The 13,589-nt window shown below is 33.0% G+C and carries 9 protein-coding genes; all 9 read left to right on the top strand.

Translation table 11 applies throughout. From position 1 onward, the window contains the following. Nucleotides 1-37 precede the first annotated feature (37 nt). Nucleotides 38-1,198, top strand: a complete 1,161-nt coding sequence (locus Q0975_RS16230; protein WP_299438544.1) for a trypsin-like serine protease — start codon at nt 38-40, stop codon at nt 1,196-1,198. Beyond that, the gene (locus Q0975_RS16225; RefSeq protein ID WP_299438541.1) at nt 1,167-2,069 is read left to right on the top strand and encodes a carboxypeptidase-like regulatory domain-containing protein; all 903 of its coding nucleotides are present in this window, start codon (nt 1,167-1,169) and stop codon (nt 2,067-2,069) included. The genes Q0975_RS16230 and Q0975_RS16225 overlap by 32 nt, the downstream gene beginning before the upstream one ends. Nucleotides 2,070-2,444: 375 nt before the next feature. Continuing rightward, nucleotides 2,445-5,654 carry a glycosyl hydrolase gene (locus Q0975_RS16220; RefSeq protein ID WP_366888956.1) on the top strand — a complete coding sequence of 1,070 codons (3,210 nt, stop codon included), beginning with the start codon at nt 2,445-2,447 and terminating at the stop codon, nt 5,652-5,654. Nucleotides 5,655-5,990: 336 nt separating this feature from the next. Then, on the top strand, nt 5,991-6,986 hold the full coding sequence (locus Q0975_RS16215; protein WP_299438539.1) for a hypothetical protein: 996 nt from the start codon (nt 5,991-5,993) through the stop codon (nt 6,984-6,986). 222 nt (nt 6,987-7,208) lie between these two features. Next, complete coding sequence (locus Q0975_RS16210; protein ID WP_299438537.1) at nt 7,209-10,403, top strand: AsmA-like C-terminal region-containing protein; 3,195 nt, start codon at nt 7,209-7,211, stop codon at nt 10,401-10,403. Between the two features lie 187 nt (nt 10,404-10,590). Continuing rightward, complete coding sequence (locus tag Q0975_RS16205; protein ID WP_299438535.1) at nt 10,591-11,301, top strand: YafY family protein; 711 nt, start codon at nt 10,591-10,593, stop codon at nt 11,299-11,301. A 60-nt stretch (nt 11,302-11,361) separates the two neighbouring features. Beyond that, nucleotides 11,362-11,742: a DUF4345 domain-containing protein gene (locus Q0975_RS16200; RefSeq protein WP_299438533.1), complete on the top strand. Its 381-nt coding sequence runs from the start codon at nt 11,362-11,364 to the stop codon at nt 11,740-11,742. A 145-nt stretch (nt 11,743-11,887) separates the two neighbouring features. Continuing rightward, on the top strand, nt 11,888-12,763 hold the full coding sequence (locus tag Q0975_RS16195; RefSeq protein ID WP_299438531.1) for a glycoside hydrolase family 16 protein: 876 nt from the start codon (nt 11,888-11,890) through the stop codon (nt 12,761-12,763). Between the two features lie 176 nt (nt 12,764-12,939). After that, complete coding sequence (locus tag Q0975_RS16190; protein ID WP_299438530.1) at nt 12,940-13,500, top strand: hypothetical protein; 561 nt, start codon at nt 12,940-12,942, stop codon at nt 13,498-13,500. Nucleotides 13,501-13,589 lie beyond the last annotated feature (89 nt).

Below are 13,589 nucleotides of genomic sequence, written 5' to 3'. Positions count from 1 at the left end.
TTCCTGTAAAACATAATAATCAATACAAAAAACTAAAATGAAAAGAATAAATTCAATCGCATTGCTACTAATGGTATTATTACTATCAGTAAGCTTTAGTTATACAACTGGTAACGAGCATGAGCTAATGATAACCAGACATGATAAAGATGAAGCCGAGTTTCTCAAACTTGCGGAGAGATTTGAAAAATATATGTGTCTTTTAAACCTACCCGATTGTGAAGGTACAATTATAGCGGATCAATGGGTGTTATCTGCAGCTCATTGTGCGGTAGTAATTACACAAAAATTTTATAAGGGTAGAAAACATTTTGTGATCATAAACGATGTTGAAGTTGAAGTAGACAAGGTCATAATGTATAAAGAATGGAATAATCCACAAGCAGATAATTCTTCATTAAAAGATATTGCATTATTACATTTAAAGACAAAACCTATGAATGCTATGCAAGCAAAATTATATGTCGATGAAGACGAAGTAGACAAACTAGTGTACATGGTAGGAAGAGGAGACAAAGGTGATGGACTCATAGGAATAAACGGTAACGATGGGAAACAAAGAGGTGCTACCAATAGGATTGAAACAGCAACTAAAAATTGGTTGACATGGACATTTGATCATCCCGATACTAAAACAAAATACCTTACAGAATATGAGGGGATTAGCGGTTCCGGTGATAGCGGAGGACCTGCTTTTATTCTAAAGAATGATACCGTTTACTTAGCAGGGATTAGCTCATGGCAAGATACAAAAGGTGGAGACGAAGGCTTATATGGGGTAGTTGAAAACTATACAAGAGTATCACAGTATATAAAGTGGATTCATGATGAAATGACAGGAAATGGTGCTCCTTCTGAAGCGATATTAAGAGTAGAACCAGCACCGGATGCTATTGCATATAAATATAAACCAAAAGCCATAGACGTAAATGCTAGTACCTTAAAACAATATGTTGGTGAATATAAAACAGCAAAAAATACAACAGTAAAAGTTTACACAAAAGAGAATGGTACTACGTTTTATATTGTGACATCGGATAATTCAGAGTATGAATTTATTCCAACTGGAAAACACAAATTTTCTTCTAAAAAAATTGAAGGATTTGAATTAGAATTTAAAAATCCAAAAAATGGCATTTTTAAAGAATTAATTGCAAAACTACCTGATGGAACAAACAGAGAGGCGATTCGTAAATAAAAAGCCACTTGCAATAATTAAAAAAATAGAAATGCATCCATCCAAATTATCTTTAAAATTCATCTTGATTTTATTAATACTATCAAATGTTTGTTGGTCCCAAAATTTAATTTTAAAAGGAACAGTTAAAGGAGTTAATAATGAAAAATTGGCATATGTAAATATTGGAATTAAAAATAAAAATATAGGAACCATATCTGATGAAAATGGCCATTTTAGTATTAGAATACGTGAAGAAAATCAATCTGATAGTTTATCTTTTTCCTATGTAGGCTATAAACAACGTACTATTAAAGTTTCTGATGTTATTCAAAAAAGCATCAGCGAATTTGTTCTTGAGGAGAAACTAGTGCCTCTAGAAGAAGTCACAATTATTGCAAAGAAAACGAAAGAAAAAAAACTAGGAACTACATCGTATGTTAGTTTTGTCGTAGGTGATGTTCGAGCCGATAATAATCAGAATAATAATATTCAGGAATTTGCTAAAAAACTTAAAATAAAGAAACCTTCAAGACTTTTAGATGTAAATATCGCACTCTCCAATGTCAACATCGATGCTGCAAAATTTAGAGTGAATTTTTACAGTATAAAAGATAATCTTCCTTTTGAGAAAATAGGTTCTAGAAGCATCATCATTGAAAAACAGATAATAAATGGTTGGAATTCATTCGATTTGAAAAAGTTTGATTTGAAATTTGAAAAATCAGTCTTTATCGCAATAGAATATTTACCTCAGGAATATAATGAACAAGCGCCATTTAATTATAATGGACAATTATTAGGAAGAGCAGTTGGGCGAACATCAAGTTTAGGTACTTGGGATGTAACAAAAGGTGCTAAGATAGCAATGTATGTAACAGTGCGGCAATAAGAGAAGAAAACTGTTGTTAATAATATGTTCTATAGTTCATTGCTAGTATTCTCACGCTACCATTAATCTGTAATTATTAGCGACTACGAGTAAGATTAAGAATATATAACAACCATAAATTTTTGTATTCTTATGGTTGTTTTTTTATGTTGTCTAACATCGGTTTGTGGTGCAAACTAGTGGCAGCTGGTGTTGGATCATATTATCTTTGTATTAGGGCTCTTTTTTTTCAATCCTTTTTTTAAGACTATTACTTTGGCAAGCAAATTACAAGTAATGGAATTCATTGTAATTTTCATACCTTAGTGACTTATCAGAAAGTTTCCTTCAGAAAACTCTGTAACGAATCACACAAATATCTTACTACTTCATAAAATGAGCTCAGAAAAAATTATTAATTTTCTTCAACTTTCAACGCTATCCGTAACAACTAGCAACTATAGTAAAACATTTAAAATTATTTTTATTTGTATGCTTTTGCTACCTGTAACCAATCAAGCACAGAAAAGAAAAAAGAATACAAAAGAACCTGTTTTAAAACTTACCGATTCTTTATTTCATGGTTTACAATGGAGAAATATTGGCCCGTTTAGAGGAGGTAGAAGTGTTACTTCTACTGGAGTTATAGGAGAACCTCATACCTATTATATGGGGTCTACAGGAGGAGGAGTTTTTAAAACTACTGATGATGGTATTACATGGAAAAATGTTTCAGATAAATTTTTTAAGACAGGATCTGTTGGTGCCATTACAGTTTCAGAAAGTGATACCAATATTGTGGTCGTAGGAATGGGAGAGCATCCTGCACGAGGTGTAATGACTTCTATGGGAGATGGTGTATATAAATCTATGGACGCAGGGAAAACCTGGAGTCACCTAGGACTAGAAAAAACACGTCACATTTCTGATGTGATTGTTCACCCCACAAATCCAAATATTATTTATGTTGCCGTACAAGGCGCACAATACGCTCCTACTAATGAAAGGGGAATTTACAGAAGTAACGATGGAGGTGAAACTTGGGAACAAGTGCTATTTGTTAATACTACCACAGGAGCATCTTCTTTGTCTATGGATATTACAAATCCACGGATTTTATATGCTTCTATGTGGGAACATCGCCGTTATCCTTGGATCATGGAATCTGGTGGAGAACATTCTGGATTGTATAAATCTACCGATGGAGGTGAAACTTGGATCAAAATGAAAGAAGGCCTGCCAAAAGACTTCGGTAAATCTGGAATATCTGTTTCCAGAGCAAATCCGAATCGTGTGTTTGCTGTTGTAGAAGCAGAAGGAGAAAAAGGAGGGGTGTATCGTTCTGATGATGCGGGAAAAAAATGGAAGCAAGTAAATAGTGATCGAGTGAATATAGCACGTTCCTGGTACTATATGGAGATTTTTGCGGATCCACAAAATGAAAACGTAGTATATGTTTTAAACGCTCCAGTAATGAAATCCATTGATGGAGGAAAAAGCTTTTTTAATATTCCTGTACCGCATGGAGATAATCATCATCTATGGATTAATCCTTATGATAATAAGAATCTGATCAATTCTAATGATGGAGGAGCTAATATTTCTTTCAATGGAGGGAAAAGTTGGAGTACTCAAAAAAATCAAGCTACAGCGCAGTTTTATCGTGTTATTACAGATAATTTGGTGCCCTACAATGTCTATGGAGGTCAACAGGACAATTCTGCAATAGCCATTGCTAGTCGTACCAATGATGGAGGAATTGATTGGAAAGATTGGTATTCTGTGGCTGGAGGGGAAAGTGCTTTTATTGCATTTGACCCGGATAATCCTGAGACAGTGTATGGAGGAACGTATCAAGGTAATATTAGCAAGTGGACGAAATCATCCAGAGAAAATAAATCAATCAAAGAATATCCAGAATTGGGATTGAGTATAGCACCTAAAGATTCTAAATATCGTTACAATTGGAATGCTCCTATCATTTCATCTCCTCATAACAGAAAAACCATTTATCATGCAGGAAATGTTGTTTTTAAAACAACCGATGGAGGAATAAGTTGGACTGCGATAAGCTCCGATCTAACAAAAAATGAAAAAGATAAGCATGGTCCTGGAGGAGGCCCGTATACCAACGAAGCTGCCGGTGGAGAAAATTATAATACGATTACGGCTTTGGTAGAATCCAAGCATCAAGAAGGATTACTATACGCAGGAAGTGATGATGGTTTATTGCATATTACTAAAAATGGAGGTGCTAATTGGGAGAATATAACACCTACAGGTATTTCTGATGGTATTATAAACAGTATCGATATTTCTGAACATGATCCTGCTGTTGCTTATATCGTAATTATGCGATACAAATCCTTAGATCTGAATTCCTATATTTTTAGGACAAATGATTATGGTAAAAACTGGGAGAAAATTATAAATGGATTAGATGATCCGAATGGTTTTGCCAGAGTGGTTCGAGCAGATAAGAAACGTAAGGGATTATTATATGCAGGTACCGAAACGGGTTTATACATTTCTAATGATGATGGTGTGAATTGGCAACGTCTAAAATTGAATTTACCAGTGGTAGCAATTAACGACCTGATCATTCAAGATAACGATTTGGTTGCCGCAACATCTGGTCGTGGCTTTTGGATTTTAGACGACTTAGGTGTTCTTCAAAATATGACAAGCGATAAGAAAACTGTTCAATTATTTAAACCAAAAGCTAATTATCGCATTTTTGGAGGTGTTTCCAAAGCAGTTGGTCAAGGACTCAATCCTAAAAGTGGGGTGACGTTTGATTATTATTTAAACAAAGATGCGGATTCGTTGAAGCTCAAACTAGACATTTTAAAAGGAACAAAAGTTATTAGATCCTATACCAACAATAAACAGAAAAAGTTTAAAACTTGGCCTGGAGGCCCTACTAAACCTGAAATGTTACCTTCCAAGAAAGGATATAATAGGTTTACTTGGGATTTTAATCGAGAAGCTATTCCTGCTATCAATAAACTTTTTGTTTTCGGTGGACTTTCAGGAGCTAGTGTTGCTCCTGGAGATTATACGTTGAGATTATCGCTAGAAGAAGAAACTGTAGAAACAGAAGCAACTATTCTTCCGAATCCTGCAATTCCATCAACTCCAGAAGATTTTGTAGAACAGCAAAACATGTTGGTGAATATAGAAAATACCTTAAAAGATATGCATGAATCTGTTATTCAAATGCGTTCAGCAAAAGATCAATTGTCCAATTATGCCAAACTTTTAAAGGAGAATGAGAAAGCAAAAGGACTGATTGAAAAAGGAGAAGAATTACAGAAGCGTATCAATACCTGGGAAGAGAACTTGGTACAAGAGAAGCAGAAAACTTTTCAGGATGTTATCAATTTTAATAACAAACTCAATGCACAACTCATACAACTTTTACACTACATAGATCAAGCCGATCCAAAAGTGACCAAAGGGGCCAAAGAACGTTTTAATGACCTTATGAATGATTGGAAGGTTTATAAAGATGAAAGAGATGCTATAATTAATACTGAAATGAAAGCCTATAATAACTTATATAAGTCATTAGATATTCCGGCACTAATCATTACAAAGAACTAGACTAATGATTATATAAAAGAACGGATTGAAACAATAACAGAAGCATTACAATATGGTGTGTAATTAGCAATTTCATTACAAATTTTAAATAAATCGCCCGCTATCACTATTCTGAGGCTAGTGGAGGTACCAGTAGGAAAACATAGAAAAGAGAACTAGAACTATTTGTTTAAAGTTGAGTGGAGCACTAGTTGCAAACTAGCGATAGCTTAAGGTAAATGTAAAACGAAAAATTTAGTGAGTAAAAAATCGCTACTTTACATAAATAAACTGTTAGTGTTGATATCAACGGAATGATATTTGATAAAGGTAAGAAAACCAACTTTACTACAAAAAATGAATTTTCTTAAGACACTGGTATTGACTACCTTTTTTATAATTTATTATCAAATATCTTTTGCTGATTGTGGTCATTGTTTTACAATAGCAAAAATCAAAATTGTGTACAACAATGGAAATGAAGAAGTATCTAACTTTAAATTTTTTAGACAGTATGTTCTAGATAATAATGAAATTGAGCCTAGAATAAATCAGTCTATTAGGAAATATTTTTCTTCAAAAACAGATACCATACAAGTAGTTGATTCAATATATCAAATAGAAAACATCCCTGCGTTTATCGACAAAAAAAGTGAGAGGAATATTTTGTTCAATAAAGTTAAAGATATTATACTAATGGAATGGACGTCCATTGGAGGTGCATTTGAACTACCATCGCTACCAAGTAATACAATAAAAAGAATATTAGAAAGTAAAAGTTTTCTGACTGAAACGAAAATCTTTCATGTACATGATGAAGTGTATATTTATACGGATTCAAAATTAAGTTCAGATGAGTTTTCTTTTCTAATTAAAGAGTCTTATAACTACGCGGAACCAACTTCTTCAGTACGAATAAAAATTGAAGATCGTAAAAAAAATAAATACCCTAATAAATTAGAGATTAATCGGGGATTAAAATCACATTTTAGTGGACTCAATAAAAAAATAGATTCTATATCTAACATCTCTATTAATGCTGAAATAAACGAGTATTTTCAAATCTTTAAAAACGATTTAAAGAAATACAGAGAGTATTTAGAATTGGTTCATACATATTTAAATACTAAAGAAATAGACTATGTTCAAAATTTCGTTTTCGAGTGTATTGAAAAAAAACACATAAAAAACATACTACTTGATATAATTAACCAGGACACAAATACCGAAAGAAAGACTTATGAGTTAACAAATGCATCATATTTGTTTGAAAATGGTAAAGTATTAAACAGAAAGTTTGATCAGATATTAAAAAATGAAAATGTAATCGTTCTAATTGTGAGTTGGGATTAAATAACATCATCTACTATCACCGTTATTGTTAGTCTCTGTACGGCAGACAGGTGTGACTATTGGTGATATTAATACTTTTACATTTAATTGATTTATGAATTTAAAATATCTAATCAATATATACAGTTGACCCAAAAAATGAATTCATATCCTACATAAGATTTTTAATATGAATTCGTTACTTTTAAGGTCATAACCTTTCTAACCTTAAAGACACCTACTGTGAAGATTAAAAAATTCTGGAAACGAATTTTATTAGGACTAATCTTAGTTCCGATTATAGTAGTAGGAGGCCTAATGCTATATGTTAAAAGTAACCAATCCGAAATTATCAAGGAGGAGATTGCAACACTAAACAAAGAACACAAAGGCCTTATTCGTGTTGGCGAAAGTGAATTATCTCTTTTTGCCAACTTTCCATACATCTCTATAAAAGTGTATGATGTACAAATTTTGGAAACCAAAGAAGAGAATGCATCCATGATCATGGATGTAAAAGACATCTACATAGGTTTTAACTTGTGGGATATGGTGAAAGGAGATTATGATATTCAGTCTCTAGTAGTAGAAGAAGGCGTTTTTAATATTGTGATTCATGAAAATAATACGACGAATATTCAAAACTCCTTAGCCAGCACTTCTGAAACAGAAACACCATCCACCAATATTCATCTAAAAAAAATTCGATTAAAAAGTCTGGACATCCACACCTTAGATGAAGCTACGAATACAGATGTCGAAAAATTTATATACGCTGGTACAGGTGGTTTTAGCCAAAAAGATAGCATCATCGCTGGGCATATAGACACTCATTTTGAGTTAAATGTAATCAAAGATGGAGACACTACCTTCATCCATAATAAACATTTTGAAGTACATACAGACCTGATATTTAATGAATACACGGGCATTCTCGATATACAACCTTCTGGTATTGTTATGGAAAATGGCGATTTTGAGTTAGAAGGCTCTATAGACACAAAGAATGATGTAGATCTTGACCTTTCTATAAAAGGAACAAAGCCCAATTTTGATATGCTGATTGCTTTTGCTCCTACAGATGTCATACCCGTATTAGAGAAATACAGAAATGCTGGCGAAATCTATTTTAATGCTACTATTCAAGGACCTGCTAATAAAGGAAATAAACCTTTTATCAATGCCAATTTTGGAGCCGGAAAAGCCTTTTTAGAAAATACCAAAAGAGCGAAGAAGATAGATAATATGGGCTTCAATGGTCATTTTACAAATGGAGAAAAGAGAGACGCAAGCACCATGGAATTTTCGCTAACCGATATGACTGCGTCTTTGGAAAAGGGAGAATTTGAAGGATCTGTTTTTGTGAAGAATTTTGAATCTCCAGAAGTGGATATGAAAATAAACTCGAATTTTAATCTCGATTTTATTGCAGCCTTTTTTGAACTAGAGCAAGTACAAGAGGCCTCCGGAGAGATTTCGCTGAAAATGAATTTTCATGATATTATCGATATTGACGAACCCGAAAAGGCATTACAAAAACTCAATCAAGCGTATTTTACGGAATTGATTGTAAAAGACCTGAGTCTGGTTGCCAAAAAACTTCCCGCTCCCTTGCACGATTTGAATGTACATTTAGTAATGAATGGTAAGGAAGCGACCCTAAACCAGTTTGAACTGTTGATCGGAAATTCAGATCTATCCGTAAGCGGTTTTCTTTCGGATTTACCAGCAATTGTACATCATACGGATATCCCTGTTGACGTCCATTTAGATATTAGTTCTAATACCCTAGATATTGCCGAATTAACGCGTTTTTCGACACAAGACTCCACCAAAACTGGTTTCGATGAGCAAATAAAAGGTCTAAGTACAGGGTTTTCTTTTAAAGCTTCTGCGAAAGATTTTACAGAATCTAAATATTTACCGAAAGGCGAATTTTTTATCGATAGTTTATATGCTGACTTGAAGCACTATCCGCATAAATTTCATGATTTTCATGCCGATGTGTTGATAGATGACAAAGACTTAAAAATAGTAGATTTTATAGGCTATATAGATGATAGTGACTTTCATTTAGACGGTCTCATACATGAATATGCGTTCTGGATGCAACCCGAACTTAACGGAGATGTAGATTTAGATATTAATCTTACTTCTAATACGTTAAGACTGGAAGATGTCTTTTCGTATAAGGGAGAAAATTATGTTCCAGAAGAGTACCGACACGAAACTTTTGATGATTTGGCCTTGCATGTTGCCTCCAGTATGCATTATAAAGATTCGGCTTTACATTCCATCGATCTGGCTTTAGACAAGTTAGATACAAAAATGAAATTACATCCGCTTCGCTTTCATGATTTTAGAGGAAATATACATTACGAAGAAGAACATATCGTGATAAAAGATTTTCATGGAGAAATAGGAACGACCAATTTTAATTTCGATTTAAACTATTATTTGGGAGATGATCCGCAAATAAAGAAACGAGATAATTACCTCGAATTAAAGGCAAATTATATAGACTTTGATGCACTTTTTAAGTTCGATGTAAGTTCACCAAAACCAACAGCGGTTGTTACTTCAAAAACTGCAGATGTAAAAGAACATGCAGATGCCTTTAATTTATATGAGTTACCATTTACGGATATGCAATTTAAGGTAGATATCGCTCACTTTATATACCATAGAATAGATCTTCAGAATATTAAAGCAGATTTAAGAACAACACCTAACCATTATGTTTATGTTGATACATTACATATGGATGCTGCAGGAGGAAATATTCGATTAAGTGGATATTTTAATGGTAGTGATCCAGAACATATCTATATGCAGCCGGATTTGGTTATGAATAATGTTGATTTGGATAAATTGCTGTTCAAATTCGAAAATTTTGGGCAAGACCATCTCGTTTCAGAAAATTTACAAGGAAAGCTCACCTCTAGAATTAAAGGAAAGATTAGAGTATACCCAGATATGGTGCCGGATCTGGACCAATCTACTATAGAAATGGATGTAAAAGTATTAAACGGAAGATTAAAAAATTACGATCCAATGCTGGCGCTTTCTGATTATATGGGAGATAAAAACCTACAAAACATTCGGTTTGATACCTTACAGAATAGCTTGGATATAAAGAAAGGGAAGATTACTATTCCGGCTATGAGGATTGAATCTACATTGGGTCATATGGAATTGTCTGGTACCCATGATAATAATCAAAATATCGATTATTATATACGTATTCCTTGGAAAACTGTAAAAAAAGCATCTTGGAAAAAATTATTTGGTACCAAGAACGATACTATTATTAATAAGGAGCAAGAGGATGAGATTGTAGAAGTAGATCCTAACAAAAAAATAAAGTATCTCAATCTAAAGATCAAAGGGAGCATAGATGACTACAAGGTTTCATTGGGTAAGAAAAAAGATAAGTAATACCAGTTCTGACTTAAAAGCAAGTAATTTGCGTTTTCAAGTAATGTTTCAAGCTATTTTTATGATTACTCCTCGATTTCCATATTAAAAAGAAGTAAAAAAGTTTGACTAAATGCTTAATCGAAAATTTACTATTTTTAATTTCTATACAAACTTTGTCCCTTAACGAACAGCAGAAAACACCAAAATGGAAGAAAAAGAGAAACCAAGACTTTCTAGATTAACTGCTATTCTTACTCAACTACAATCTAAAAGAATTATTACAGCAAAACAACTTGCTGAAAAGCATGATGTCAGTGTAAGAACTATTTATCGAGATATTCGCACACTAGAAAAATCAGGAATACCTATTGTAACAGAAGAGGGGAAAGGCTATTCTATTATGGAAGGCTATCACCTTCCACCAGTTCTTTTTACAGAGGAGGAAGCAAATGCTTTAATTACGATGGAACAATTAGCAATCAAAAACAAAGACTTATCACTTGTTAAAAACACTACGAGTGCCATAGAAAAAATAAAAGCCATCTTACGATACTCTCAAAAAGGGAACGCAGATTTGTTAGCAGACAGAATTTACTTTAGTGGGAACAATAATGAAGAGAAAACAAGTAATAACCTAATGCAAATACAATCGGCTATAATCCAATATAAAGTCTTAACGATGGATTACCTTTCTTCTGAAAATAAGCTGACCAATCGAAACATTGAACCTTTTGCTGTCTATAGCATTCACGGAGATTTTCTACTAATAGCTTTTTGTCGATTGCGAAATGATTTTAGACATTTTAGAATAGATTTTATAGAAAAACTTGTTACTGAAAACGAAACATTTAGTCCACATAATATGACTATAAAAGAGTATTTTGAAAAATATGTAAAGAACCAGAAGTACCCTTGACACACCTTTGTCACAACCTCAATTTACATTTGTAGAAATATTAATTAAAAAAAACTATAAATGGAAATTATCAGAATCGCAATCTTGTCATTATCAGCTTTAATGCTTGTCTTTGTAGGTGCAATGAGGTTGAGCAATCCAGTAAAAACCTATTTAAAGAATTCAGGAATCAGACTAGAAAATGATGCTAGCTTATTAAACGAAATGAGAGGAGTCAGTGCAGTAATGCTTTCTGCAGGAATTATTATTGTACTCGGTATATTTAGTGAAAAGCTAACTTTTACCTCGCATTGTATTGCATCTCTAATTTTTGTAGGTTTTGCAATTGGTAGATTAATCAGTTTAAAAGCTGATGGTAAACCAAGTAAACAAATTACTCAAGGAATTTTATTTGAACTTGTATTAGGCGCAGCAAATATTTTTTGTTTGATAAATATTTGAGGTTTAACGTAAGAGGTGTATCCTTCTAAAAAAAGAAAAGTTTTGACTAATCGTTTAATCGAAAATTTACTACTTTTAATTCGCTTACTAACCATAGTATAGATGCTACCATTCATTTCGGAAAGCATATTAAATTCAATTATTAATGACTAGACAAGGTAAAATATATATTGTATTAATAGTTGGGTTAATTCTGTTATCATATCTTATTTTCAATGTATCAAAAAGCACTCATAATATTTCCAAAGAAAGCATAGGAACTCCTTTAGATTTAAGATTTGATTCCTTAGTATGGTCTGATGAATTTGATGGTGAAGGTGCAATTAACCAAGAGAAATGGTTTCATCAAACTATGCTTCCACCAGGTGGCAGTTGGTGGGGTGGTTTGATTCAGCATTATACTGACAGAGTAGCTAATTCATATGAAAAAGATGGTTATTTGAATTTAATAGCCAAAAAGGAAGCATTTGATGACCAAGGGGAGATCAAACAATACACTGCAGCGAGATTAAATTCGAAATTTGCTTTTACCTATGGTCGAATAGAAATTCGTGCAAAACTACCAAAAGGTAAGGGAACTTGGCCAGCTATTTGGATGCTAAATAAAAATATTGATGAAGATGGTGCATATTGGGATAATCAAGGTTTTGGAACGACTAAGTGGCCTTCATGTGGTGAGATAGATATACTTGAACATTGGGGTAAGAATCAAGATTATGTTTCAAGTGCTGTTCATAATGCTTCAAGCTACGGTGACAAAGTGAAGAATGTTGGCGGTCAAAAAATTAATAGCGCCTCAAATAAATTTCACATATATACTCTTGATTGGTCTGAAGAGAAAATGGTATTTAGTGTTGATGGGATTGAACATTTGCAATACAATCCATCTATCAAAAATTCTGATACCTGGCCTTACGATTCTGATTATTATGTAATATTGAATATTGCAATAGAGTCCGATATTGATCCTAATTTCATCGAAAGTCCGATGGTAGTCGATTACATTAGAATTTATCAATAATCAATAGATTCTGTAAATAAGAACATACAAGAGAATGACGACAATCGGTATAATTAATGGCTAATTCTGTATGCCTTGTCTTGAAATAACTTTGTGATGCGCACTAGTTGCAAATAAATGAAAACTTGTTAAATGGGTTATTTCTCTATAGGTCCGGAAAAAATAGAAAACAAATTATGAAATTCTTAAAAGTATCTCTTTTTACATTACTGATAAGCTGCTTTGCCGCTTGTAATCTTACGCTAAACCCTAATGGACCGCGTCCTAACAATCCCTATTTTATAACGACAGAAACTATCACAATTAAAGAAGTAGTGATACCAGAAGGAACTACCTTAGCATATGAAAAGCACTTATTAAAAAAAGGAGAACAAAGCTCGATAATGAATGAAAAACACCTCACTGGTTTTGAATTAGCTGAAGGTAAAACCATTGATTGGGGTGGTGTGCCTATCACTGCTATTCACAAGTTTTTTAATGAAGAGATGAGCGGTTATACGGTGTATGCAGATTTTGAATTAGCATCTGCAAATGAAACAACGTTTTACAAAAAATGGAAAGAAGAAGCTTGTGATCTAGGTATCACGGTAAAAAATAGAGACAACTGGTCTTTTGATACATCTAACATCTTAGATGTAGAAAGCTGTAGTGTATTATATCAGCGCTATTTTGAGGACGACAAAAAACAGCAGGACTTTCTAGATACAATGTATACCGCATTAATAGATGTAAAATAATATTTTTAAAAGTGTTATAAAATTCATTAGCAGATGAGACGTTGGAGGTATCGAGATTTTTTTATAATAAAAACTTCTTTTATCTGCCG

The organism is uncultured Aquimarina sp., from assembly GCF_947500065.1.
In the GTDB taxonomy this organism is placed as follows: domain Bacteria; phylum Bacteroidota; class Bacteroidia; order Flavobacteriales; family Flavobacteriaceae; genus Aquimarina.
This window is presented reverse-complemented; position numbering and strand designations above follow the sequence as displayed.